The sequence below is a fragment of the Mesorhizobium sp. M2E.F.Ca.ET.209.01.1.1 genome, from assembly GCF_004010375.2.
Lineage (GTDB): Bacteria > Pseudomonadota > Alphaproteobacteria > Rhizobiales > Rhizobiaceae > Mesorhizobium.
Window position 1 is genome coordinate 1 of the sequence record NZ_SADP02000029.1, and the last position, 23825, is coordinate 23825.

General features: G+C 63.5%; 21 protein-coding genes and 2 pseudogenes. 14 read left to right on the forward strand and 9 right to left on the reverse strand.

Annotated features, from left to right (window positions below; translation table 11 throughout):
- Positions 1 to 343 precede the first annotated feature (343 nt).
- Together glnA and EN852_RS31530 are read right to left on the reverse strand one after the other, a co-directional pair.
- The gene (gene glnA / locus EN852_RS31525) at positions 344 to 1753 is read right to left on the reverse strand and encodes a type I glutamate--ammonia ligase (protein ID WP_127879873.1); all 1410 of its coding nucleotides are present in this window, start codon (positions 1751 to 1753) and stop codon (positions 344 to 346) included.
- 60 nt (positions 1754 to 1813) lie between these two features.
- Positions 1814 to 2152 (reverse strand): P-II family nitrogen regulator, encoded by a 339-nt coding sequence (locus EN852_RS31530; protein WP_018428041.1) that lies wholly within the window; start codon positions 2150 to 2152, stop codon positions 1814 to 1816.
- Positions 2153 to 2498: 346 nt separating this feature from the next.
- Here EN852_RS31530 and EN852_RS31535 point away from each other — a divergent pair, with 346 nt between their 5' ends.
- Complete coding sequence (locus EN852_RS31535; protein WP_127879877.1) at positions 2499 to 4016, forward strand: NAD(P)H-hydrate dehydratase; 1518 nt, start codon at positions 2499 to 2501, stop codon at positions 4014 to 4016.
- Positions 4013 to 6019 carry a hypothetical protein gene (locus EN852_RS31540; protein ID WP_127879872.1) on the forward strand — a complete coding sequence of 669 codons (2007 nt, stop codon included), beginning with the start codon at positions 4013 to 4015 and terminating at the stop codon, positions 6017 to 6019. Before EN852_RS31535 ends, EN852_RS31540 begins: the two co-directional genes overlap by 4 nt.
- Positions 6020 to 6021: 2 nt before the next feature.
- On the opposite strand, the gene waaF is transcribed toward EN852_RS31540, so the two are convergent.
- From waaF to EN852_RS31555, 3 genes are read right to left on the reverse strand one after another with little or no spacing between them, the layout of a single operon-like run.
- On the reverse strand, positions 6022 to 7041 hold the full coding sequence (waaF, locus tag EN852_RS31545) for a lipopolysaccharide heptosyltransferase II (protein ID WP_127879871.1): 1020 nt from the start codon (positions 7039 to 7041) through the stop codon (positions 6022 to 6024).
- Positions 7042 to 7101: 60 nt separating this feature from the next.
- A complete protein-coding gene (locus tag EN852_RS31550) occupies positions 7102 to 8043 on the reverse strand; it encodes a glycosyltransferase (protein ID WP_127879870.1) in 942 nt (313 codons plus the stop codon).
- Between the two features lie 54 nt (positions 8044 to 8097).
- Complete coding sequence (locus EN852_RS31555; protein WP_127879869.1) at positions 8098 to 9630, reverse strand: acyl-CoA carboxylase subunit beta; 1533 nt, start codon at positions 9628 to 9630, stop codon at positions 8098 to 8100.
- 147 nt (positions 9631 to 9777) lie between these two features.
- Here EN852_RS31555 and EN852_RS31560 point away from each other — a divergent pair, with 147 nt between their 5' ends.
- The 3 genes and pseudogenes from EN852_RS31560 (at position 9778) to EN852_RS31570 (ending at position 12108) form a co-directional block, all read left to right on the forward strand.
- On the forward strand, positions 9778 to 10014 hold the full coding sequence (locus tag EN852_RS31560; RefSeq protein ID WP_127879868.1) for a transcriptional regulator: 237 nt from the start codon (positions 9778 to 9780) through the stop codon (positions 10012 to 10014).
- A 6-nt stretch (positions 10015 to 10020) separates the two neighbouring features.
- A pseudogene (locus EN852_RS31565) lies at positions 10021 to 10307 on the forward strand (type II toxin-antitoxin system RelE/ParE family toxin).
- 343 nt (positions 10308 to 10650) lie between these two features.
- Positions 10651 to 12108, forward strand: a complete 1458-nt coding sequence (locus tag EN852_RS31570) for a DEAD/DEAH box helicase (RefSeq protein WP_127879867.1) — start codon at positions 10651 to 10653, stop codon at positions 12106 to 12108.
- A 112-nt stretch (positions 12109 to 12220) separates the two neighbouring features.
- Here EN852_RS31570 and EN852_RS31575 read toward each other — a convergent pair whose 3' ends face one another.
- Both EN852_RS31575 and EN852_RS31580 read right to left on the reverse strand, forming a co-directional pair.
- A complete protein-coding gene (locus EN852_RS31575) occupies positions 12221 to 13210 on the reverse strand; it encodes an alpha/beta fold hydrolase (protein WP_127879866.1) in 990 nt (329 codons plus the stop codon).
- A gap of 83 nt (positions 13211 to 13293) precedes the next feature.
- Positions 13294 to 14142 (reverse strand): SDR family oxidoreductase, encoded by an 849-nt coding sequence (locus EN852_RS31580; RefSeq protein ID WP_127879865.1) that lies wholly within the window; start codon positions 14140 to 14142, stop codon positions 13294 to 13296.
- Positions 14143 to 14333: 191 nt separating this feature from the next.
- On the opposite strand from EN852_RS31580, the gene EN852_RS31585 reads away from it, so the two are divergent.
- The 6 genes and pseudogenes from EN852_RS31585 (at position 14334) to EN852_RS31610 (ending at position 19031) form a co-directional block, all read left to right on the forward strand.
- Positions 14334 to 15368 (forward strand): cysteine synthase A, encoded by a 1035-nt coding sequence (locus EN852_RS31585; protein WP_127879864.1) that lies wholly within the window; start codon positions 14334 to 14336, stop codon positions 15366 to 15368.
- A complete protein-coding gene (locus EN852_RS31590; RefSeq protein ID WP_127879875.1) occupies positions 15368 to 16111 on the forward strand; it encodes an alanyl-tRNA editing protein in 744 nt (247 codons plus the stop codon). The genes EN852_RS31585 and EN852_RS31590 overlap by 1 nt, the downstream gene beginning before the upstream one ends.
- A gap of 93 nt (positions 16112 to 16204) precedes the next feature.
- Positions 16205 to 17056 carry a 3-mercaptopyruvate sulfurtransferase gene (gene sseA, locus EN852_RS31595; RefSeq protein ID WP_127879863.1) on the forward strand — a complete coding sequence of 284 codons (852 nt, stop codon included), beginning with the start codon at positions 16205 to 16207 and terminating at the stop codon, positions 17054 to 17056.
- Complete coding sequence (locus EN852_RS31600; protein WP_127879874.1) at positions 17056 to 17619, forward strand: GNAT family N-acetyltransferase; 564 nt, start codon at positions 17056 to 17058, stop codon at positions 17617 to 17619. The genes sseA and EN852_RS31600 overlap by 1 nt, the downstream gene beginning before the upstream one ends.
- Before the next feature lie 143 nt (positions 17620 to 17762).
- A pseudogene (locus EN852_RS31605) lies at positions 17763 to 18319 on the forward strand (OmpA family protein).
- A 244-nt stretch (positions 18320 to 18563) separates the two neighbouring features.
- Complete coding sequence (locus tag EN852_RS31610; protein WP_127879862.1) at positions 18564 to 19031, forward strand: DUF1203 domain-containing protein; 468 nt, start codon at positions 18564 to 18566, stop codon at positions 19029 to 19031.
- 449 nt (positions 19032 to 19480) lie between these two features.
- On the opposite strand, the gene ald is transcribed toward EN852_RS31610, so the two are convergent.
- On the reverse strand, positions 19481 to 20596 hold the full coding sequence (ald, locus tag EN852_RS31615; protein ID WP_127879861.1) for an alanine dehydrogenase: 1116 nt from the start codon (positions 20594 to 20596) through the stop codon (positions 19481 to 19483).
- Between the two features lie 215 nt (positions 20597 to 20811).
- Here ald and EN852_RS31620 point away from each other — a divergent pair, with 215 nt between their 5' ends.
- Positions 20812 to 21285: an Lrp/AsnC family transcriptional regulator gene (locus EN852_RS31620; protein ID WP_040994689.1), complete on the forward strand. Its 474-nt coding sequence runs from the start codon at positions 20812 to 20814 to the stop codon at positions 21283 to 21285.
- Positions 21286 to 21333: 48 nt separating this feature from the next.
- The gene (locus EN852_RS31625; protein ID WP_127879860.1) at positions 21334 to 21666 is read left to right on the forward strand and encodes a hypothetical protein; all 333 of its coding nucleotides are present in this window, start codon (positions 21334 to 21336) and stop codon (positions 21664 to 21666) included.
- Here EN852_RS31625 and EN852_RS31630 read toward each other — a convergent pair.
- Positions 21663 to 22322: a 5-formyltetrahydrofolate cyclo-ligase gene (locus EN852_RS31630; protein ID WP_127879859.1), complete on the reverse strand. Its 660-nt coding sequence runs from the start codon at positions 22320 to 22322 to the stop codon at positions 21663 to 21665. The two genes, EN852_RS31625 and EN852_RS31630, sit on opposite strands and share 4 nt — an antisense overlap.
- A gap of 172 nt (positions 22323 to 22494) precedes the next feature.
- On the opposite strand from EN852_RS31630, the gene EN852_RS31635 reads away from it, so the two are divergent.
- Positions 22495 to 23760, forward strand: coding sequence for an NAD(P)/FAD-dependent oxidoreductase (locus EN852_RS31635; RefSeq protein WP_127879858.1), 1266 nt, complete (start codon positions 22495 to 22497; stop codon positions 23758 to 23760).
- Positions 23761 to 23825: the final 65 nt, after the last annotated feature.

Consider the following 23825-nt stretch of genomic DNA (forward strand, 5'->3'; position numbering starts at 1 on the left):
GACCCAGCACTCGCGTAGCTTTCATTCCCACACAAATAGCTGTCGACAACCGAGCGCTTGAAACGCGGACTGTGCTTGGACATGCAAAACCCCCGAAGGTTGTGTCCAACTTTCGGGGGTCAGTTCATTCTACGTCGGGGCTTTTTTGCATCCAAATGCCGCGCGATGGAGCGCCGCGACCACTTCGGCATGACTGCTGCTTCCTGCAGCGGCGGACCGGCCGGACGCTGCATGGCTCCGATCGTTTGCGGGAGGGCGATAGCCCTCCAATGGACTGCCCAAGCGAAAACCCCGGCGAAACGCCGGGGTCCGTCTTCGTCGCCGATGCGGAGAAGTTCGGTCGTCAGACCGAGTAGTACATGTCGTACTCGACCGGATGCGGAGTCATTTCGAAGCGCATCACCTCGGCCATCTTGAGCTCGATATAAGCGTCGATCTGATCGTCGTCGAAGACGCCGCCGGCCTTCAGGAATCCGCGATCCTTGTCGAGATTCTGCAGCGCCTCGCGCAGCGAGCCGCAGACGGTCGGGATCTTCTTCAGCTCCTTCGGCGGCAGGTCGTAAAGATCCTTGTCCATCGGCTGTCCGGGATGGATCTTGTTCTTGATGCCGTCGAGGCCGGCCATCAGCATGGCGGCGAAGCCGAGATAGGGATTCGCGCCCGGATCGGGGAAGCGCACCTCGACGCGCTTCGACTTCGGCGAGGAGCCGAACGGAATGCGGCAGGAAGCCGAGCGGTTGCGCGCCGAATAGGCGAGCAGCACCGGCGCCTCATAGCCCGGCACCAGACGCTTGTAGGAGTTGGTGAGGGGGTTGGTGAAGGCGTTGATCGCCTTGGCGTGCTTGATGATGCCGCCGATGTAATAGAGACAGTTTTCCGAGAGGCCGGCATATTCGTTGCCGGCGAAAGTCGGCTTGCCGCCCTTCCAGATCGACTGGTGCACGTGCATGCCCGAGCCGTTGTCGCCAAACACCGGCTTCGGCATGAAGGTGGCCGTCTTGCCGTAGGCATTGGCGACCTGGTGCACGACATACTTGTAGATCAGCATCTTGTCGGCGTTGCGCACCAGCGTGTCGAACTTGATGCCGAGCTCGTGCTGGGCGGCGGCGACCTCATGGTGATGCTTTTCGACCCGCACGCCCATCTCGGCGAGCACTGTCAGCATTTCGGAGCGCATGTCCTGCGCGGAATCGATCGGCGGCACGGGGAAGTAGCCGCCCTTGATGCGCGGACGGTGGCCGAGATTGCCGGTCTCGTAGTCGGTGTCGTCATTGGACGGCAGTTCGGTGGAGTCCAGACGGAAGCCGGTGTTATAGGGGTCTGCCTTGTACTTGACGTCGTCGAAGACGAAGAACTCGGCTTCGGGGCCGACATAGATGGTGTCGCCGATGCCTTCTGACTTCATGTAGGCTTCGGCCTTCTTGGCGGTGCCGCGCGGGTCGCGGTTGTAGGCCTCGCCGGAGATCGGATCGAGGATGTCGCACAGGATGACCATGGTCGACTGCGCGAAGAACGGATCCATGTGGACGGTATCCGTGTCGGGCATCAGCACCATGTCGGACTCGTTGATTGCCTTCCAGCCGGCGATCGAGGAGCCGTCGAACATGACGCCGTCGGCGAACATGTCTTCCTCGACCTCGACGACATCCATCGTCACATGCTGCAGCTTGCCGCGCGGATCGGTGAAGCGCAGGTCGACGAATTTCACGTCGTTGTCCTTGATCTGCTTCATGATGTCTTTGGCTGTCGTCATGTCATGTATCCCTGTGTGATGACGTGTTTTTGATGATGACGTTGCAGAAAGATGGTGACGTCAGATGGCGTCGATGCCGGTCTCGCCGGTACGGATGCGCACGACTTCCTCTATGTTGGAAACGAAGATTTTTCCATCGCCGATACGGCCAGTTTGCGCCGCCTTGCGGATGGCCTCGATGGCGCCTTCGACGGCTTCGTCACCGAGCACCACCTCGATCTTCACCTTGGGCAGGAAGTCGACGACATATTCGGCGCCGCGATAGAGCTCGGTGTGCCCCTTCTGGCGGCCGAAACCCTTGGCCTCGGTGACGGTGATGCCTTGCAGTCCGGCCTCCTGAAGCGCTTCCTTCACTTCGTCCAGCTTGAATGGCTTGATGATCGCTTCGATCTTTTTCATGTAAAAAATGGCCTCCACTGCCAAGAAGACGGGTTGTGTACCCCGCTTGCGCCTCCATCTAGCACGAACCGTGCCAATCCAGGGGAGTGGAGACGGTACAGGGCGTTTTCGATACCGGATCGCGCCCGGATGCAAATTCGCGTCATCCGCTGCGTCGGATGCGGCATGGACGCCCAAACCCTATACATCGCCCCTCCTCAATCCTGCGTAAAAAATGGGCAGGAAGCGCAATTGGCAGGCAGACCCCTCTCGAATGCGACCGCGTTTGCAAACGATGCGCGGCTGCGGTGGTTTGCTTCGAACCGAAAACTGGACAATGCTTGATCGCACGGAGATCGGCAATCCCATGCGCAATGAACTTCTATCCACGGCCGAGATGGCCGAGGCGGACAGACTGGCGATCGCGGCCGGGCCGCTCGACGGCTACGGACTGATGCAGCGCGCCGGCGAGGCCGTCGCGGCCGTCGTGTTGGCGCGCTACCCGGCGGCCAAAAAGGTGCATGTGCTATGCGGCCCCGGCAACAATGGCGGCGACGGTTATGTCGTGGCGCGGCTGTTGGCCGAGGCCGGCGTCGATGTGGCTCTGTGGACGTCGGGCGAACCGCGGGCAGGCAGTGACGCCGCGCTCGCGGCGGCCACCTGCACTCTGAAGCGACGCCCGCTGTCGGCTCTCGCGGCCGAAGCCGGTTCGCTGGTCGTCGATGCGATCTATGGCGCAGGCTTGTCGAAGCCTCTCACCGGCGACGCCAAGGCCGCGGTCGAAATCGTGACAGGGATGAACCTGCCTGTGGTCGCGATCGACCTGCCTTCGGGCGTTTCCGGCGATAGCGGCGAAGTCCTCGGCTCGGCATTTCGCGCGGTTCTCACCGTGACCTTCGCGCGAAAGAAGCCCGGGCACCTGCTGCTGCCGGGCCGAGAGCGATGCGGCGAGATCGTGTTGGCCGATATCGGCATTCGCAACGAGATCATCGACGAGATCGCGCCAAGGACCTTTGAGAACCGGCCCGGGCTCTGGATCGCGAACTTTCCTGCGCCGGCCGTGGACGCGCACAAATACAAGCGCGGCCATACGAGCGTCTTCTCGGGTGGACCATCGGCGACGGGCGCGGCGCGCCTCTCAGCGCTGGCGGCCGCAAGAAGCGGGGCCGGGGCCGTCACCGTGCTCTCTCCGGCAAACGCCATGCAGGTCAACGCGGCGCATCTCACCTCCATCATGCTGCGCAAGGTTGACGCGATCGAGGACGTGCATGACCTGATCGGTGATCGCCGGCCGTCCACCTTCATCCTCGGTCCCGGCTTCGGCGTCGGCGACAAGGCGCGCGATTTCACGCTCGCTGTGCTCGCCAAAAACCGCCTGGACGGCGGCGTCGAGGGCCTGGTGCTCGACGCCGACGGCATCACGTCTTTCCGCAATGCGGCCTCGACGCTGTTCGAGGCAGCCGGCAGGCCGGACGCGCCGGCATTGATCATGACGCCGCATGAGGGTGAGTTTGGCAGGCTGTTCGCGGACATTGCAGGCAATAAGGCGTTGTCGAAGCTGGCCAAGGCGCGCGCCGCCGCGCAACGCGCCAACGCCGTGGTCGTCTACAAGGGGGCCGATAGCGTGATCGCCGCGCCGGACGGCCGCGCGGCGATCAACGGCAATGGCGCGCCGTGGCTCGCAACCGCCGGTTCGGGCGACGTGCTGGCAGGCATCATCGCGGGCTTGCTTGCCCAAGGCATGCCGGCCTTCGAAGCGGCTTGCGCCGGGGTCTGGATCCATGCCGAGGCGGGCAGTCGCTTTGGGCCGGGCCTGATAGCCGAAGACCTGCCCCTGGCCATGGTGCCGGTTCTTCGCGACCTGACGCAGAACCCTATCCGATGAAACGGCTGGGGCTCGTGATTGCGGCCTTTCTCCTGGCGCCTTTCGCTGCGCAATTTGCCCATGCCGCCGGTCATCCCGTCACCATGATCGACGACCCGCGTGTGCTCGCCACGCTCGACGCCAAGGGATACGGTTTCGCCGGCGTCTTCGGCGTCGATGGCAAGGACGACCTGAAGACCCTCTACGACGCGGCGCCGGCCTATCATGCCATCGTCGAAACCGTCTCTGCCGACGTTGCTGCGCTTCGCGCCGACATCAAGGCCGGCGGTCGTACCCTCTATGAGGTGACCGACGGCAATGTCGGCCGCATCATCGACATGCGCTGGCTGAAGACGAACGCGGCGCGCTTCCGGCTTGTCGGCGTCGTCAACCGGCTCGACCGGCGCGATTTCGCGGCGCTTGGCCACGAGACGAGCTGCGGCGAGGTGCGGCTCATCTACCGCCTTGCATACTCGTTCAAGAAGAACGGCAAGCAACTGGCCTCGCGCCTGCCATTCAACTTCAGCGCGATATACCGCGTCGCTCCGGACGCCGACGGCAGCTGCGCCGGCGTAGCCGGCCGCTGGACGCCGCAGCTCGACGAAACGATCGATGCCGGCTGGCTGACCGGTGGACCGCTCGAAAAGGCCTCGCTATCCTTCAAGCAGATCGAGCTCAATGCGCAGGTCGTGCGCTTTCCTTCCGGCCAGGAAACCGAGTTCGGCGGGCAGGCTGCCTACCTGATGCGCATCTTCAGCATCGACGGCGCGATGGTCGCAGAGAAGCCTCTGGAAAATACGCCGGACACGGCACGGCTCACCGACGATGCGGCCCTGAAGGCGCGGCTTGCCGACTATGTCCGCGCCAATGCCGCTGCGGTCGATCTCGGCGTCTATCAAATCCCGGACGAGTTCCTGGCGAGAAAAGTCATCTCCTGGTCGACCTTCGGCAGCGCAAGGCAGGCCAATCATCCGTTCACACCGTTGCTCGATCCCAAGGCGTTCGCCGGGCTTGACTATTCGAAATTTTCATTGGTCAGCACGCCGGAAGCCCTGGTCGAGCGCCTCGACAACGGTGCCTGCCAGGGCTGCCATCAGGCAGGTTCGACCGCCGGCTTCCATTTCATCGGCCTCGACGACGCGACGACCTCGCCGCTGAACCGGCTCGAGGTCGGCATCTCGCCGCATCTCCATGCCGAGATCCCGCGCCGCGAGGCCTGGCTCGAGGCGACGGCCGAGGGCAGGGAGCCCAACCGCTTTCGCCCGCTCTCCTTCGCCCCGCCCGCCGCCTGGAAGGACAGTGGCGAGGTCGCCTATGCACCAGCCGAAACGGCGATGCCATGCCTGATGCCGGAGGACGCGGCTCGCTTCGGCAGCACCTGGCAATGCGGCGGCGGCACGGTATGCACGCCGATCGCCACCGCCTCGGGGGTGAGGATCAAGCTGGCGCAATGCCTGCTCCCGAAAGACAGTCCCGCGATGTTTTCCGGCCACCCATGCCTGACCGGCTCCATCGCCAGCAATGCGGCGCAGCCGTTCAACGACCGCTACAGGATTACCGGCCAGTTCGCCGCCCATGCGCCAACGATTTCGCGGACCGCCTATACCTGCCGTCCACCCAAGATCGGCGTTCCAGGAGGCTTTGCCTACCGCGCCTGCGACGACAAGGACCGCGCCTTCTCCGACTTCAAACCGGGCAAGCCGATGCCCAGTGAAATCTGCGGCCTGGTCGGCGGCAAGAAGTTCGACATCTGCGTGGCCACCAACAATTTCGACCAGTGTCTTGGCGGCGCGGTCAATCGCGGCAACCGTCCAGCCTGCTCGGCCGATCATTTCTGCCGCGAGGACTATATGTGCCAGTCGCTGCCGCCGGACACGCCGGGCGCGGCCAAGGTCAAGGGCGTCGGCTTCTGCTCGCCGACCTATTTCATCTTCCAGATGCGCATCGACAACCACGCCACGCCATGGGCGACCACGGCCCGCGCGAGCATGGGCGCCGGCTTCGGCGCCGCAGCCGAGGAATAAGGTCAGGCGAATTGCGGTGCGTGTTTTCGGATCGCTGTCGCCAGCGCCTCGCGAACCCGGTCTTCGCTGACGGCGCGCGTGTTCTCAACCCAGCCCGGTGTCGAAATCCGCGGCTCGAGAAAGATCACCTGTTCGTTCACCGGACCATGCACATAGGCCCGATTCGAGCCGTATATGAGCACGCACGGGCCGCCAAGCGCGCCGGCGGCGTGGGAAATGCCGCCGTCGACACCGAGGAAAATTGTCGAGGCCGCGATCTGGCACATGGCCTCCGCGATATCGGGCGTCGAGGTGAAGTCGATCGCCTCCGGCAAATGAGCCTTTATTTCCGCCGCGGCCTGCCGCTCCCGCGGTCCGCCGACAAGCCAGACCGACCAGCCGCGGCCAGCATAATCGCGCGCGACCGAGACGAAGCGCTCCATCGGCCATGAGCGTTTGTTGGCAAAGTCGGACGTGTAGAGGGCAATCGCCGGCCTGGCCGGGTCGATGCCATTGCGCTGGCGCCAGCCGGCAAGTTCCTCAGGAGAAACAACAAGCTGCGGCGCCGGCAGCGGTCTTTCTTCAGCGGGCCTTTCGCCGAGAGATGCGATTGCGCAGACCTGTTCGGCAAGCCGTGTCTTGCGCGGGCCGAATGCAATCATCGATTTCAGCCAGCCGACAGGCAGGCGGTTGACCATGCCGAACTGGAACTCGCGCGGATAGCCGATGCGCTCAGGTATTCCGGCCAGCCACGGAACCAGGGATGCCTTGGTGCTGCTGGTGAGCAAATAGGCCGCCTGATAATTCTCCTCGCGCAGTTTTCGCGCGAGTGCTGCTCGCTCTTTCAGCCCCGGCTTCCAGTGCTTCTCCGCTATCCAGACCTTGCGAACATGCGGCATCAGCCGCGCCAGCGGCGCGGCGATCCTCGAGGTGATGATGTCGATCGGCTGTCCGGGAAATCTCCCGGCGATGATCTGGATGGCCGCGTGGCAGCGGATGAAATCACCGATCGCCGGCAGGCAAAAGACCAGGATGGGGCGCAATGCGCGATACCTTTTCGATCCGGAACAGCCGCCGTTGACAGGAAGCGCCCGCGTGATGTCTCACGGAAGCGCTTCGCCATCAAGGATGCGGCGGTAGAGCTCCAGATAGGCTTTTGCGGCCTTCTGGATCGGAAACCGGTCTGCCGCGGATTCGCGGCATCTTCGCGCCGACAAACCGCCGATTTCGCCAAGGCCGCGCGCGAACTCGTCATCCGTGTCGAAGAAGCGGCCGGTTTCCGCGTCGACCGTTTCGAGCAGCGCGCCGCGCGCCGTCGTCAGGACTGGTGTGCCGCACAGCATGGATTCGACCGGCGCGTTGCCGAAAGGCTCTTCCCAGGAAATCGGGTTGAGAAAGGCCCTGGTCTCGCCCAACAGCCGCACCTTCGGTTCGCCGTCGACCATCCCGTGGTAGCGGAATCGTGACGACAGGCTCTTGAAGAAGACGCCCTCGCGGCGCGTCTTGCTGCGGCCGAGCAGCTTCCAGCGAGAGCCGCCGGCGATATCGAGCTTGAAATCGTATTTTTTTGCCAGGTCCACCGCCCGGTTGAGGCCTTTTCCAGCCCGCGCGATGGCCGCCATGAAGAACAGATGGTCGTTCTTCGATGGCGCCAGCCGATAGGCGTCCACCGGAAAACCGTTGTAGACGAAGGTCTTGCGGCCGTGCAGCTCCGCATGGCGGGCGCTGATGAAGCTCCAGTTCGGCTGCGGCCTCGGGTAATCCGGCAAATGGCCGCGCTCGGTGTTGAGCGTCGGAAAAGGAACCTCGACCTTCCAGGCATGAAGATGGACGATGTCGGTGTCCTTGGGCACAGCCGCGCGGCATTCGTCATTGGTGACCGCGTGGCGGACCTCGCACATCGGATGCGACGATCCCGGGCCGGCGATCAACGTCACCTGATGCCCCATCTTGACCATTTCCGTGGTCAGCCATTCGACCTGCCGCTGGATGCCGCCATAGCCCTTGCACGGAATAAGGCCCTGGGCCGCGAGTGTTATACGCATGTCGTCTCCGCGCTCATTTAGCGGTGGTGGTCATTTCGGCTGACGGAGGTTTGCTCACAACGGAATGTTGTCGTGCTTCTTCCAGGGGTTCTGCATGTCCTTGTTGCGCAGCATGCGCAACGCGCGCGCCACGCGGCGCCGCGTCGAATGCGGCATGATCACCTCGTCGATATAGCCGCGCTCGGCGGCGACGAAGGGCGACAGGAAGCGATCCTCGTAAGTCTTTGTATGGGCTGCGATTTTCTCCGGATCGCCGATGTCCTTGCGGTAGATGATCTCGACCGCGCCCCTGGCGCCCATCACGGCGATCTGCGCCGTCGGCCAGGCATAATTCATGTCGCCGCGCAGATGCTTCGACGCCATGACGTCATAAGCCCCGCCATAGGCCTTGCGGGTGATGACGGTGATCTTCGGCACCGTCGCTTCGGCATAGGCGAAGAGCAGCTTGGCGCCATGCTTGATCAACCCGCCATATTCCTGCGCGGTGCCCGGCAGGAAGCCCGGCACGTCGACGAAGGTGACGATCGGAATCGAAAAACAGTCGCAGAAGCGCACGAAGCGCGCCGCCTTGCGGCTGGCGTCGGAATCGAGCACGCCGGCCAGCACCATCGGCTGGTTGGCCACGAAGCCCACCGTGCGGCCCTCGACGCGGCCGAAGCCGGTGACGATGTTCCTGGCAAAGCTCTGCTGGATCTCGAAGAAATCGCCTTCGTCTGCAACCTTCAGGATCAGTTCCTTGATGTCATAGGGCTTGTTGGCGTTGTCGGGGATCAGCCGGTCGAGCGACAGGTCGTGGTCCGTCACCGACTGGTAGCACTCGATCTCGGGAATCTCGGCCGTGTTCGACGCCGGCAAAAGATCGACCAGCCGGCGCATCTGCAAGAGCGCCTCGACATCGTTGTCATACGCGCCGTCGGCAATCGAGGATTTGGTGGTGTGCACACTGGCGCCGCCGAGGCTTTCGGCGGTCACGGTCTCGTTGGTCACCGTCTTCACCACATCCGGTCCGGTGACGAACATGTAGGAGGTGTCGCGCACCATGAAGATGAAATCGGTCATGGCGGGCGAGTAGACGTCGCCGCCGGCGCAAGGGCCCATGATCAGCGATATCTGCGGGATGACGCCGGAGGCCAGCACATTGCGCTGAAAGATCTCGGCATAGCCGCCAAGCGCCGCCACGCCTTCCTGGATGCGGGCGCCGCCGGCATCATAGAGGCCGATGATCGGCGCGCGATTGCGCAGCGCCATCTCCTGGACCTTGATGACCTTTTCTGCATGCGCTTCCGACAGCGAGCCGCCGAACACGGTGAAATCCTTGGCGAAGATATAGATCGGGCGGCCGTTGACGGTGCCCCAGCCGGTGACGACGCCGTCGCCGGCGATCTTGGTCTTCTCCATGCCGAAATCGGTCGAGCGGTGTTCGACATACATGTCGAACTCCTCGAACGAGCCTTCATCGAGAAATATCTCGATACGCTCCCGGGCGGTGAGCTTGCCCTTCTTGTGCTGCGCGTCGATGCGGTCCTTGCCGCCGCCCATGCGGGCAATCTCGCGGCGACGCTCGAGTTCCTTCAGCACGTCTTTCATCGCTGGTCCCCAAAACGGATAAGTGATTTGTGGTAATGGCGAGGGCAGAGGAGCGCAAGCGCTCCATTTCGTTCGGCTCTCGAGGCTTGCGCAAACCGGCAGTGGGCGATCTTGGCAGCCGGGAACCGTATATGGCACAATGAAGCGATGAAGAACCATGTGGAAATCTCCGAAGATTTGAGTCGTCGGATCGAAATGCTGACGTCGCGCTCGACACTCACTCGCGATCAGATCATTGAAGATGCCCTGTCCCACGGACGCTCGCTCGCGTGGCAGGAGAAGTGGATCGCCGGCATCCAGGCGGGAATAGAGGCCGCCGATCGTGGGGACTTTGCAAATGAGGAAGAGATAGCAGCCGTTTTGAACAAATACGGTCAGGCATAGCGATCGGTGCGGATTGTCTGGACCGACACTATCTGATCGAGCTCGCATCAATCGGCGACTATATCGGCCGACACAACCCGCGAGCGGCAGCCCGGGTCGTCAACGAGATTCATTCAAAGACAGCTCGGCTATTGTCGGCCAATCCCTTTATCGGGCGGGTTGGCGAGATCAACGGAACTCGTGAACTGGTGATCCCCGGTACGCCCTATATCGTTGCATATCGAGTGAAGGAAACTCAGATAGAAATCCTTTTCGTCCAGCACGGCGCGCGGAAATGGCCGGACGAGGTCTGAGTCTGAGATCGTAACGGCTCTGTTTTTGCTGCATTGCAACATGGCCCCTTGCATTTCGGGCCGGACTCGGCCATATGCGGCGTATAGGCGCTTGGGCCGGTATGTCCGGCTTTCTCCATGAATGAGACTGGTTGCGTCTGTTTTCCCTCTTTCAAGTCGACCCAGGTCGATCGGCAAGACGGCGAAAAAGCCCCGGGGCATGAAGTCCGCGGGCACGACAGCGCAGCCGCGCGGACGTTTCCCGTCCGCCGCCTTGTCGTTTCCTGATGATTGTTTCGACGGCAGGTTGCGCCCTGCCGCCATTGACGTTTGCGGCGATTGCGCCGCTTGAAAGAAGATAAATTTGACCAACGAAAACACCCTCCCCAACAACGACGCTGGGGAACTCTCCGGTTTCGCGGCCCTCGGCATTGGCGGCGCGCTGCTGAAGGCTACGCTGGCCGCCGGCTTCACCGAGCCGAAGCCGATCCAGGTGCAGGCGATCCCGCCGCAGCTCGACGGCCGCGACATATTCGGTATCGCCCAGACCGGTTCGGGCAAGACAGCCGCCTTCGCGCTGCCGATCCTGTCGAAGATCATCGGCCTCGGCACCAAGCGCCGTCCGAAGACGGCGCGCGCGCTGATTCTGGCGCCGACGCGCGAGCTTGCCGTGCAGATCGAGGACACGATCAAGCTGCTCGCCAAGGGCGCGCACATCTCCACCGCGCTGGTGCTCGGCGGTGTCTCGCGTTTCAGCCAGGTGAAGAAGATCGCGCCCGGCGTCGACATCCTGATCGCCACGCCTGGACGGTTGACCGATCTGGTGCGTGAAGGCGACCTTATCCTTGCCGACACCAAATGGCTCGTCCTCGACGAGGGCGACCGCATGCTCGACATGGGCTTCATCAACGACGTCAAGCGCATCGCCAAGGCGACCGCGCCGGACCGCCAGACGGCGCTGTTCTCGGCCACCATGCCGGACGAGATCGCCGAGCTTGCCAAGGGCCTCCTGAAGCATCCGGTCCGTATCGAGGTCTCGCCGCAGAGCACGACGGCCGCCGAGATCGTTCAGAGCGTGGTGCTTGCCCGCACCAGGCAGAAACGCCAGGTGCTGTCCAAGATGCTGGCCGACGAGGCGATGCGTACGGTGATCGTGTTCTCGCGCACCAAGCATGGCGCCGATCGTGTCACCAAGGACCTTGTGCGCGACGGTTTTGAAGCCGCCGTCATCCACGGCAACAAGTCGCAGAACGCCCGTCAGAAGGCACTCAACGATTTCCGCGACGGCTCGGTCCGGATCCTGGTCGCGACCGATATCGCGGCGCGCGGCATCGACGTGCCCGGCATCAGCCATGTCGTGAATTTCGACCTGCCGGACGAAGCGGAAAGCTATGTCCACCGCATCGGCCGCACCGGCCGCAACGGCAGGGACGGCATCGCGATCACGCTTTGCGATCCCTCGGAGAACGCCAAGCTGCGGCAGGTGGAGCGCATCATCCGCATGAAGCTGCCGGTCATTGCCGACCATCTCGGCAGCCCGGATCCGCAGCGCGACTCTAGGGAAAAGACCGAGCGCTATTTCGAGCCGGCCAATGACCGCGAGCATCATGGCGGCCGCCGCGATGGCCGCCGACCGGGCAATGGCGGTGGCAAGAAGCACTTCGCCGGCAAGCCCAATGGCGAGCGCGGACCGAAGCCGCAGGGCGACCGCCCGGCTGCCGCCAAGCCGAATGGCTCGGGCAAGCCCGACGGCTTCAAGCGCTTCAAGGGCAACAACAAGCGCCGCTTCGGCGGCAAGCGTCCGGCGAACCGGGCCGCTTGAGCCGGTCAAGACGACGCAAGAAGAAACGGCCGGGGCGATGCTCCGGCCGTTTTCATTTCACCGGCCCCGTTTTATTGGCCTGATTTCACCGGCTCGATTTAACCAGCCGATTTCACTGGCCTGCCTGCTGCTGCATCAGCGCCTTCACCCACACCACGATACGCTGGGTGAGGAAGGCCGTGGTCTGCGGCGACAGCACATCGCCGGCGATGACGTGATTGTCCGGATCGCCGGTATCGTCGACCGGCACCAGCTCGTGCGGACCGCCCCAGCGCCCGGCGATCTCGCGTGTGCGATCCGGCCGCACCACCTTGTCGGAATCCGAGAAGACGAACAGGGCAGGGATCTTTGCCTTCTCGACCGGCGCCCCATAGGCAAGCTCGGTGAGCGCGGCCATCGGCAACACCGCTTTCATCGGGTATCTGGTGGTCCAGAATTTTTCGTGGAGCGCATTGCGCGCCAGGAAACTGCGCTCCTTGCCGCCGACAAGCTCGGCGATCTGTCCGCCCCAGGGCATGGTCAGCAACTCCGCGCCGGAGGCCTTGACGCCGAAATTCGGCGATATGAACGCGATTGCCGCGACACCGTCCGAAGCACCCGGCTGCGTCGCTGCCCATGCTGCCAGCGAGCCGCCGGTCGACGTCCCGATGACGATCACCTTGTCGCCGATTTCGCGGCCGATGGCCAAAGCCTCCTCATAGTCGTTGATCCAGGCATTGACGCTGCCTTGCGCCATGGCCGCGCCGTCCTGGCCGTGGCCGGTCAGCCGCGTGTAGAAGAGGTTGGCGTCCAGTTCATCCGCAATGTCGTCCGGCAAGGGGCGGACCTCGCCCTTCGAGGCGGAAAAGCCATGGACGTAGACAATGGCCAAAGGCGTCTTGGCGTGGACCATCGGGTTTGCCCAGATAATCTCCTTGTCGAGCCCGTCGCGGATGTTGGGCACGGCAGCCTCTTCCCGCGCCAGGTAGGCCTGCGGATCGTCGCCGATCACCGACGGATTGAACTTGATCGTGGTATCGACCGGCACGCGGGGGCCGAGGAAGAAGCCGGCGACCAGGATGACTGCAAGACCAAGCACCGCCAGCACGATCCGCCGCCCCATTCCAGTCTCCAAGCAATGATTCTCAACCTATGGCCGTCCCCGCCGGCAGGCAATCGCCGTTTCGCCGGCTTATGTTGCGGCGGTTATGCCGCCTCGTCGCGGGATGCGGCTTTTTTGCCCGCCGGCCTGCGATCGAAATGCAACGGCCGCCCCCACCAGTGGGTGGTGAGCCCGATGACAAAGCGGCCGATCGGCCGCGGCAGCAGGCCGAGCAACTTCAGCGGCCAGCTTATGTGATAGGGGAAGGTGACTTCGAAGCCGCCTTTCTTGATGCCGCGGGCCATCCGGCGCGAGGCGCGATGCACAGGCATGAGACCCGGCATCGGCAGCTTGTTCTTTTCGGTCAGCGGCGTGTCGATGAAGCCCGGATTGATGACCTGGACGCGGATGTTCATCTTGTCGAAGTCGTATTTCAGCGACTCCGCCAGGATGTTGATCGCGGCCTTGGTGCCGCCATAGGCTGCCGTCGTCGGCCAGCCGGAATAGGCGGTGACCGATCCGACAAGAACGACATGGCCGCGTCCGCGCACCCGCATGCGCTCGACGACAGGCACCACGCCGTTGACGATGCCGAAATAGTTCACGGCGAAGGAACGATGGAAATCGCGCACCACCAGATTCTCGCCGGGGGTGGCGATGTAGTTGCCGGCATTGAAGACGGCCAGCACGATCGGGCCCATCTGCTCCTCGATCGCGGCGGCCGTGCGCGCCATGCCGTGCTCGTCGGTGACGTCGCAGGGAAAGGACTTCACATGCCCGGACATCTGCGCCGTTTCGACGATCAGCGTGTCGGCTGGATCTTCCGGCAGCGACGTCACCGCCACGGCATAGCCTTGATTGGCGAGATCCTTGGCCAACGCGCGACCAAGCCCGCTGCTGCCGCCCGTGATCCAGGCGACGCCGTCTTTCGGATTGGCCCGGTAGAGTGTCATGGGGTGTCCTGCGGATGTTCCGGTTTGCTCTAGCGGCGGAGAAATCGGTTGAAAAGAGCGGTTTTGCACCTGTCACCGAAATGATCGCGTGCGTTGCACCATCCGGAATGCGACTGGACCAGGCAAAATCTTGCCTTGAAACCGCGGCGTCCGGTTTTTAGGGTCTCGCCGCACACATGAAGGAATCCCGCATGCCCCGTTCTGTGATCGAAGCGATCGGCAACACGCCCCTGATCCGGCTCAACAAGGCTTCGGAAGCGACCGGCTGCGAAATCCTGGGCAAGGCCGAGTTCATGAATCCTGGGCAATCAGTGAAAGATCGCGCCGGCCTGTTCATCATCCGCGATGCCGAGCAGCGCGGCCTGCTCAAGCCCGGCGGGCTCATCGTCGAAGGCACCGCCGGCAACACTGGTATCGGCTTGACGCTGGTCGCCAAGGCGCTCGGCTACCGCACCGTGATCGTCATCCCCGACACGCAGAGCCAGGAAAAGAAGGACACGATCAAGATCCTGGGCGCGGAGCTCATCGAAGTGCCGGCCGTGCCGTACAAGAACGCCAACAATTACATAAAACTGTCGGGCCGCCTTGCCGAGCAACTGGCGCGCTCCGAACCCAACGGCGCGATCTGGGCCAACCAGTTCGACAATGTCGCCAACCGCGACGGCCATGTCCGCACGACCGCGCAGGAAATCTGGGCCCAGACCGGCGGCAAGATCGACGGCTTCGTTTCGGCCGTCGGCTCCGGCGGCACGCTCGCCGGTGTCGCTCTCGGGCTCAAGGGCAAGAGCAAGGATGTCAAGATCGCGCTCGCCGATCCGCTGGGCGCCGCGCTCTACAGTTTCTACACCAGCGGCGAGTTGAAATCCGACGGCAACTCGATCACCGAGGGCATCGGCCAGGGCCGCATCACCGCCAATCTCGAAGGCTTCACGCCGGACTTCTCCTACCAGATCCCGGACGAGGAAGCGTTGCCCATCATCTTCGACCTGATCCAGGAAGAGGGACTCTGTGTCGGCGGCTCGACAGGCATCAACATTGCCGGCGCCATCCGGCTGGCGCGCGAGCTCGGACCCGGCCACACAATCGTGACGATCCTTGCCGACTACGGCACACGCTACCAGTCCAAGCTCTTCAATCCGGAGTTCCTGCGCGGCAAGAATCTTCCGGTGCCGGGCTGGATGGAAGAGAAGGCCGACATTTCCCTGCCGTTCGAAAAGGTAGCATGATGGCGCACAAGACCGAGGCGCTGTTTCGCGACGACGCCTATCAGACGACGGCCGAGGCCGAGGTCGTCGCCATCAACGATCGCGGCGGCATCCTTCTCGACCGCACGATCTTTTACGCCACGTCGGGTGGACAGCCGGGCGATACCGGCATGCTCGAAAGAGCGGACGGCGGCCGCATCGCGATCGCCGCCACCATCACCGGCGAGACCAAGGACGAGATCATCCACGTGCCGACGCCGGAGCGGCCACTGCCCGCTGTCGGCGAAAGGCTGAAGCTCTCGATCGACTGGCAACGGCGGCACCTTCTGATGCGCATGCATACCGCCTGCCACCTGCTGACGGTCGTTTGCCCATTTCCGATCACTGGGGCGGCGGTCGCCGAGGACGATAGCCGTGTCGACTTCGATATCCCTGACACCGGCTTCACCAAGGAAGATGTGACGGCCCGCCTGATGGAGCTGGTGCGCGCCGATCATCCGATCTTCACCCGGTTGATCACCGACGACGAACTCGCCGCCAATCCCGGCCTGGTCAAATCGAAGAACGTCCGCCCGCCGGTCGGCACAGGAAAAATCCGCCTGGTCTGCATCGGCGATAACGGCTCGGTCGACAGCCAGCCCTGCGGTGGAACGCATGTGAAGTCGACCGGCGAGGTCGGCGAGATCCATATCGGCAAGATCGAGAAGAAGGGCCGCGAGAACCGGCGCTTCCGCATCCGCTTCGGGCCAATGCCGGCGAATTGATGCTCGAAGTTATGACGCATGATGTCGCCCGAAAACCGCTTCGCACTTTTCGGCATCATGCTCTAAACCGAGGCGGCCCAGGGAGATAACAAAATGGCGCAGGACAGTCCCTTCATCGTCGACGCCGACTGGCTGGAAAAGCAACTTGGCGAGCCCGGCCTCACCATCATCGACGCCTCCTGGTATCTGCCGGCGCAAAAGCGAGATGCCCGCGCCGAATACGATGCCGCGCACATTCCCGGCGCGCGCTTCCTCGACCAGGATGCGGTTTCCGACCCGGACTCCAAATTGCCGCACACCTTGGCCTCGCCGCAGCACTTTGCCCAGTATGTCGGCGCCATGGGCGTTACGGCTGATGACACAATCGTCGTCTATGACGGGCCTGGCCTGTTCTCGGCGCCGCGCGCCTGGTGGATGTTTCGGGTCATGGGCGTTTTCCAGGTCTATATTCTGAACGGCGGCTTCGACCGCTGGAAGGCCGAGGGGCGGCCAGTGACTTCCGAGCCGACCAAGATCGCGCCGAGCGTCTTCCATGCCGATTTCGACGAGGGCCGGGTCGTCGGCCTCGACGAGATGCGCAGGATCGTCGACGGCCGCAAGAGCCAGATCGCCGACGCGCGCTCGGCCGGCCGTTTCGCCGGAACCGATCCGGAGCCGCGTCCCGGCGTCCGTTCGGGCCATATGCCAGGCGCGCACAACGTCCCGATCACGGCGCTTGCAGAGAATGGCGAGTTGCTGCCCAAGGACCGCTTGCGCAAGGTGATCGAGGATGCCGGCATCGATTTGTCGGAGCCAGTGGTCACGTCCTGCGGCTCGGGCATCACGGCGGCGGCGATCACGCTGGCGCTGGAGACGCTCGGCCATACCGACAACCGGCTTTACGACGGATCCTGGACGGAATGGGGCGGTCTGAGCGACACGCCGGTGGTGACGGGGAAAGAATGATGGAAAACGGCGTGCCGAAAGATATCGACGTCACGGTCACGTTCCTGGAGATGCATGCCGCACCAGCGGTTTCGCCGCCGATCCCCTACAACCGCCAGATCGCGCTGCTGAAGACCAAGGACATCCCGCTCCATTTCTACCGCTATTTGATAGATCGCGTCGGGCGCAAATGGCACTGGGTCAATGTGCTGAGGATGAGCGACGAGGAGCTTGCCGCCGGCCTGCACCGCGAGGACCGCGACGTCAGGGTGCTCTATCTCGACGGCGCTCCTGCCGGCTTCTTCGACCTCAAGCCGCATCTGCCGGACGAAGTGGAGCTCGCCTATTTCGGCATGATGGAACATGCGCAAGGCCAGGGCCTCGGTCGCTGGTTCCTCGGCGCGGCGATCTCAGCGGCCTGGGCATATGGGCCAAAGTTCGTTTCCGTGCAGACCTGCACGCTCGACCACCCGGCGGCTCTGCCGCTGTACCAGAAACTCGGCTTCACGCCTGTGGCGCAGAAGAAGGAAGTCGTGCACCCGCTGACCTTCGCCGAGCGTTCGGCCAGCGTCATGCGGGCCTAGACCCGTTTTACGCTGCCGCCGAGCCCGACCGGCGGACGCATTCCCGGAATTGCCGTGGGCCTGAACCTTCCGTTCTTCGCCGCTTCAGACTGTCTTTGTCATTGTCCGGCCGCATTACGAGGCCGAGCTTGCAGGAGAAAGACATGTTGACCCGACGTATGTTTGCCGTAGCCGCGATCGCGGCAATTGCCATGCCGAGCCTGGCGTCCGCACAGGCGACCACGCCTTCCGCCGCGACGATCGAGCGGCAGCTCGAGGCCGCTCCCAGAAAGAAGCTGCGCCCCAATGAACGAGTCACCATTCGCGAGTTCAAGCGCCGCCCGGATCTGCGGCGCATGGCGCGTTCGATCGACATCCAGTCGATCAATTTCGAGTTCGGCTCGGCCGCCATTGCCCCCTCGCAATATGGCAAGGTCGAGATCATCGCCGACGCGCTCCATCGCATCCTGCGACGCGACCGTGGCGCCCGCATCCTGATCGAGGGCCACACCGACGCCGTAGGGTCTTTCGAATCGAACCAGGTCCTATCCGAGCGCCGGGCCGCCTCTCTGAAGCGGACCCTGGTAGGCGAGTTCGGCGTGCCCTCCTTCGCGCTGGAACCCTCGGCTATGGCGAGGAATTCCTGCTCGTGCCGACCCAGCAGGAGAACTGGCGCAACCGCCGCGTGACGCTGCGCCGCTTCGACGATTTCGTGCGGTAACGCTCAGCCCGACAATGCCGATGGTCGAGGGCCCGGCTGTGCAAAGCAGCCGGGCTCTGCATGTGTGCGCCGCCAGAGCAATTCCAGGAAAAGTGTGAGCGGTTTTCCGTCCGGAATTGCGTAAAAACAAAGAGTTAGAGCGGTTCGCCGTTTCCGTGAAACGGTGAAACACTCTAGGCAGGAATCGGGTGGGAAACACCGTCGTGCAAGCATAATTTCCCGACATCGACACCGGAGATTTGCCATGAGCATCCAGTTCAAAGCCTTGCCGACCGAAGCCGTGCGCGCCCTGCAGCGGGGAGGGCCCGATGCCTATGGCCTCACCCCGGAACACCGGATCTCCGACGGCGACGGCGTGCCCTGCAGGCACTGCATGAAGAACGTCGCAGCCGGCGAGGGCTACCTGATCCTAGCCTATCGGCCGTTTCCGCAAGTGCAGCCCTATGCCGAAACCGGCCCGATCTTCCTGCATGCCGAGGAATGCGAACGCGCCGCCGACGGGGATGCGCTGCCGGAAATGCTCGCAAGCAGCGACTATATCATGAGGGGTTATGGCGAAGACGATCGCATCGTCTATGGCAGCGGCGCGGTCACACCGACGGGCGACATCGCCGCTCGCGCGACAACACTGCTTGAGCGCGACGAGATCGCCTACATCCATGTCCGCTCGGCGCGGAATAACTGCTATCAATGCCGCATCGAGCGGGCCTGATCCGGCCCGATCCCAAACCGGCATGACCCAAAAAGAAGCCCGCCGATGGTCAGGCGGGCCGTTGGAGGGTCTGACAGAAGCTGTCGGCTAGTGCTGCCAGGCCGGAATTGTCCGAAACCGGCAAGCAGCACAAACCGCCAGTAGCATTGCGTGTCTAGGCATCTTTCCCGTCGGGCGAATGTGAAGAATTTCACACAAGGACGCATAACGGCCGAAAGACATGATCGAAGCTGTTCAAGACTGTCGTATTCTCGTCGCACTAGTACGCTAAAAAGTAATGGTTGATGATTTGTCGACCGCGGATGGACCGGCGGCGGATCGCAACACCGAGGAAGCGGGGCTTTTGCTCCGCTTTTTTGTGGCCCGGATTTCTCGACGAACAAGCTCGCGCGCGAAGAAAAGCCCGCCGGAATGACCGGCGGGCGACTGTATGAAGCTATGCTAGCCCGTCAGGCGGCCAGCACCGCCTTCGGCTCGACCATTTCGTAACCGAGCGCCTCGGCGACGGCGCGGTTGGTGATCTTGCCCTTATGGACATTGAGGCCGTTGCGCAGGTGATGGTCGTCGACCAGCGCCTTGAGGCCCTTGTCGGCGAGCTGCAGGCCATAGTGCAGTGTCGCGTTGTTGAGCGCGTGCGCCGAAGTGACCGGCACGGCGCCGGGCATGTTGGCGACACAATAGTGGATCACGCCGTCGACCTCATAGGTCGGATCGGCATGCGTCGTGGCATGCGAGGTCTCGAAGCAGCCGCCCTGGTCGATCGCGACATCGACCAGCACCGAGCCCTTCTTCATCCCGGACAGCATTTCGCGGGTGACGAGCTTGGGCGCCGCGGCGCCCGGGATCAGCACGGCGCCGATGACGACGTCGGCCGAGAAGCACTCCTCTTCCAGCGCCTCGACGGTCGAGTAACGAGTGTGGACGCGGCCGCCAAAGATGTCGTCGAGCTGGCGCAGGCGCGGGATCGAGCGGTCGATGATGGTGACGTCGGCGCCGAGGCCGGCCGCCATCTTGGCCGCATGCAGGCCGACGACGCCGCCGCCGAGCACGGTGACCTTGCCGGGCAGCACGCCTGGCACGCCGCCAAGCAGCACACCGCGGCCACCATTGGCCTTCTGCAGCGCCGTCGCGCCGGCCTGGATCGACAGGCGGCCGGCGACTTCCGACATCGGCGCCAGCAGCGGCAGGCCGCCGCGATCGTCGGTCACGGTCTCATAGGCAACGGCGGTGACGCCCGAAGCGAGAAGACCCTTGGTCTGCTCCGGATCCGGAGCAAGGTGCAGGTAGGTGTAGAGGATCTGGCCGTCGCGCAGCTGCACCCATTCATTGGGCTGCGGCTCCTTGACCTTGACGATCATGTCCGACTTGGCGAACACGTCGGCCGCCGTCTTGGCGATAGTCGCCCCAGCGGCGCGATAGGCATTGTCGTCGGCGCCGATGCCGGCGCCGGCACCAGTCTCGACCAGCACTTCGTGGCCATGCGCGACATATTCGCGGACCGAGCCGGGCGTCAGGCCGACGCGATATTCATGGTTCTTGATTTCCTTGGGGCAGCCGACACGCATCTTTCTTCTCCTGTCCGCGCCCTTTCAAGGGGCGCTCTCCCTGTCATTGGTGCATGCCATCAGCTCCGGAACGCCGCGCGATTTTGGAGGCGACACGCAATAATGGCAGTCAATCACGAATCGTTCCGTATGTGTTTGCGAATGCACTTGCGGCAAGGACCGCTCTTCGATAATCGTTGCGCAAAATAGCCGTAAATTCGCAGGAACCACGAAAAATGCCGCTCGACAGGATTGATATCGCCATTCTGGAGACTTTGCAGAAGGATGGCCGGATACCCAATGCGGCGCTTGCCGAGAAGGTCGGCCTTTCGCAATCGGCCTGCTCGCGCAGGCTCGACAATCTCGAGAAGTCCGGAACCATCCGCGGCTATCATGCGCGGCTTTCCAACAGCGCGCTCGGCCACCAGATGACAGCGATCGTGCACATATCGCTGTCGGGGCAATTCGAGAAGACGCTGTCGGATTTCGAGGCGGCGATCAAGCGCTGTCCGAACGTGCTCTCCTGCCATCTGATGTCGGGCGAATACGACTACATCCTTCGCATCGCGGCGAAGGATCTCGTCGACTATGAGCGTATTCACAAGGAGTGGCTGTCCGCCATGCCGCATGTGACGAAGATCAACTCGTCCTTCGCGCTGCGCGAGATCGTCGATCGCACGGCTGTCGGCTTGAGACCGGAGATGGCTTAGGGACTCATAACCAGCAGGAGGCAGCGGCGATATGACAGAAGAATCACCTTGCCCGAGTCATTGCCGGCAACCGCCGTCGTTCGCGTCTCGCGCGCCAGCTACGACCCGAGCCGCTTCGCGGAAGTCGATGCCGCGAGCAAGAAGACCTCGCAGTACATAATCCCGGCTATCAGACGGCTGCCGGGGCTCCTTCACTTTTATGCCGGCGTCTCGCCGAAAGGCTCGATCGTGCAGGTCAGTGTCTGGGACACCGAAGAGCATGCGGCGCAGCTCGACACTCTGAAGGAGATGGTCGTCGACGGCCGCAGGGATATGGAGGCGGTCGGCGTGACGTTCACCCCGATTTTCAACTATCCGATCGACTGGACCTGGACCGTCTAGGCAGTCGCGGCCTCCGTCACCACAGTCGTCATCGGAATGTCGTGCGGCTGCGGGTAGATGGTGGGTATGCGCTGCAATTCATAGCCGACGCCGATCACCAGCGGCCTGAAGGGTATGGCCGCCAGCGTGCGGTCGTAGAAGCCGCCGCCATAGCCCAGCCGATACTTGCCTGGATCGATGCCGACGATCGGCGAAATCACGATGTCGGGCAGGACCGGATCGCCCTCGGCCGGAATCGGGATATTCCAGACGCCTTTTTCCAGCCGGTCGCCCGGCTTGTAGGCGCGAAACACCAGCGGCTGGCCCTTCTCGATGACGACAGGCAGCGCGGTGCGGCCGCCGCGCTCATTGACCGAGGCCATCCAGCCGCGCAGATCCGGCTCACCGCGAAACGGCCAGTAGAGGCTGACCATCCGGCCATCTATGTCGCCGATCAGCGCGTCGAGGCCATCGGCGATACGCGCCGACATCGCGGCGCGAACGTCGGCCGAAACGGTAAGGCGGGCATTGATGAGCCGCTCGCGCTCGGCCTTGCGCCATCGCCTGACATCCGTCCAGTCGGAGAGCGGCTCGCGGTATTCCGGGTCGAGTTCGTGCAGGAAGCAGGGCGGCGAGGCGTATTGCGCCGGTCCTTCATCGTCGCGGTCGTCAGCCATGATAGGCTCCTGTCGTGGTGCCTAACGCTATACCCACGGGAGTGCGCGTACATGTGCAATCACGACGCCGCGCGACGACTCTGGGGCATGTTTCCCAGCCGGCAAGATGTTGTTGCAGCGCACAAAATACCTACATCTCTGTGTGGTAGTTTACGCCGCGAGGTAGATCGGAATGAGCGAAGCCAGCCATCATGTCGTGGTCGTCGGCGCCGGGTTCGGCGGGCTTGAACTCACCCGCGCGCTGGCGGGTGCGCCCGTGCGCATCACGATGATCGACAAGCGCAATCACCATCTTTTTCAACCGCTGCTTTACCAGGTGGCGACGACGTCGCTGGCGACTTCGGAGGTGGCCTGGCCGATCCGTCATCTCTTACGCCGGCGCAAGGACGTGACAACGCTTCTCGGCACTGTCACCGGCGTCGACCGCTCCGGCAAGCGCGTGCTACTCGAAGACGGCGGCTCGGTTCCCTACGACACGCTCGTGCTCGCCACCGGCGCGCGCCACGCCTATTTCGGCCATGACGAATGGGAACCCTTCGCGCCGGGCCTGAAGACGCTCGAAGATGCCACCACGATCCGGCGCCGCATCCTGCTCGCTTTCGAGCAGGCGGAGCGCGAAACCGATCCGGCGAAGCGCCAGGCGCTGCTGACGCTGGTCATCGTCGGCGGCGGCCCTACGGGCGTCGAGCTCGCCGGCACCATTGTCGAGCTGGCGCATGACACGTTGCGCGGCGAGTTCCACAACATCGACACCCGCCAGGCGCGCGTCGTGCTTATCGAGGCCGGAGACCGCATCCTGGCCAATTTCGCGCCGCAGCTTTCCGACTATGCCCGAGAGGCGCTGGAACGGCTCGGCGTCACTGTCGAGCTCGGGCGCCCCGTCACCAGGCTCGACGCCGAGGGCGTCGTCTTCGGCGACAAGCAGCTAGCGGCAAGGACCATCATCTGGGCAGCCGGCGTTGCCGCTTCGCCAGCCGCCGAATGGCTGCGGGCGCCGGCCGACCGAGCCGGCAGGGTGCTGGTCGAACCCGATTTGACCGTGCCGGGCAATCCAGACATTTTCGTTATCGGCGACACCGCGCATGTGCTGAGGCCGGATGGCAAGCCGGTGCCAGGCGTGGCGCCTTCGGCCAAGCAGGAGGGCAAGCATGTCGCCGCGACGATCAAGGCGCGGCTTGCCGGCGACACGGCCACGCGTCCCTTCCTGTACCGGCATTCCGGCGATCTGGCGACGATCGGCAAACGCGCCGCGGCCATCGATTTCGGCTGGATCAAGCTCACCGGCTGGCTCGCCTGGTGGCTGTGGGGTATCGCCCACATCTATTTCCTGATCGACTTCCGCAACCGCCTGGCGGTCTCGCTTAGCTGGCTATGGATTTATCTCACGGGCCAGCGCAGTGCCCGGCTGATCACGCAAGGCGACGACGACAAGAGCTGAGCGCCTCGCCGCCGTCCGTTTCATCGACGCGTGACCCTTTGGTGATCGCGGCGCGTCACCTTGTC

What these genes read in the sequence shown, in the direction of transcription:
- EN852_RS31585 (WP_127879864.1), top strand. Translation starts at nt 14,334, where the DNA reads ATGCCCCGTTCTGTGATCGAAGCGATCGGCAACACGCCCCTGATCCGG.
- ald (WP_127879861.1), bottom strand. Translation starts at nt 20,596, where the DNA reads ATGCGTGTCGGCTGCCCCAAGGAAATCAAGAACCATGAATATCGCGTC.
- EN852_RS31540 (WP_127879872.1), top strand. Translation starts at nt 4,013, where the DNA reads ATGAAACGGCTGGGGCTCGTGATTGCGGCCTTTCTCCTGGCGCCTTTC.
- EN852_RS31550 (WP_127879870.1), bottom strand. Translation starts at nt 8,043, where the DNA reads ATGCGTATAACACTCGCGGCCCAGGGCCTTATTCCGTGCAAGGGCTAT.
- EN852_RS31560 (WP_127879868.1), top strand. Translation starts at nt 9,778, where the DNA reads ATGAAGAACCATGTGGAAATCTCCGAAGATTTGAGTCGTCGGATCGAA.
- EN852_RS31535 (WP_127879877.1), top strand. Translation starts at nt 2,499, where the DNA reads ATGCGCAATGAACTTCTATCCACGGCCGAGATGGCCGAGGCGGACAGA.
- EN852_RS31580 (WP_127879865.1), bottom strand. Translation starts at nt 14,142, where the DNA reads ATGACACTCTACCGGGCCAATCCGAAAGACGGCGTCGCCTGGATCACG.
- sseA (WP_127879863.1), top strand. Translation starts at nt 16,205, where the DNA reads ATGGCGCAGGACAGTCCCTTCATCGTCGACGCCGACTGGCTGGAAAAG.
- EN852_RS31610 (WP_127879862.1), top strand. Translation starts at nt 18,564, where the DNA reads ATGAGCATCCAGTTCAAAGCCTTGCCGACCGAAGCCGTGCGCGCCCTG.
- EN852_RS31620 (WP_040994689.1), top strand. Translation starts at nt 20,812, where the DNA reads ATGCCGCTCGACAGGATTGATATCGCCATTCTGGAGACTTTGCAGAAG.
- EN852_RS31600 (WP_127879874.1), top strand. Translation starts at nt 17,056, where the DNA reads ATGGAAAACGGCGTGCCGAAAGATATCGACGTCACGGTCACGTTCCTG.
- glnA (WP_127879873.1), bottom strand. Translation starts at nt 1,753, where the DNA reads ATGACGACAGCCAAAGACATCATGAAGCAGATCAAGGACAACGACGTG.
- EN852_RS31630 (WP_127879859.1), bottom strand. Translation starts at nt 22,322, where the DNA reads ATGGCTGACGACCGCGACGATGAAGGACCGGCGCAATACGCCTCGCCG.
- EN852_RS31555 (WP_127879869.1), bottom strand. Translation starts at nt 9,630, where the DNA reads ATGAAAGACGTGCTGAAGGAACTCGAGCGTCGCCGCGAGATTGCCCGC.
- EN852_RS31590 (WP_127879875.1), top strand. Translation starts at nt 15,368, where the DNA reads ATGGCGCACAAGACCGAGGCGCTGTTTCGCGACGACGCCTATCAGACG.
- EN852_RS31575 (WP_127879866.1), bottom strand. Translation starts at nt 13,210, where the DNA reads ATGGGGCGGCGGATCGTGCTGGCGGTGCTTGGTCTTGCAGTCATCCTG.
- EN852_RS31530 (WP_018428041.1), bottom strand. Translation starts at nt 2,152, where the DNA reads ATGAAAAAGATCGAAGCGATCATCAAGCCATTCAAGCTGGACGAAGTG.
- EN852_RS31635 (WP_127879858.1), top strand. Translation starts at nt 22,495, where the DNA reads ATGAGCGAAGCCAGCCATCATGTCGTGGTCGTCGGCGCCGGGTTCGGC.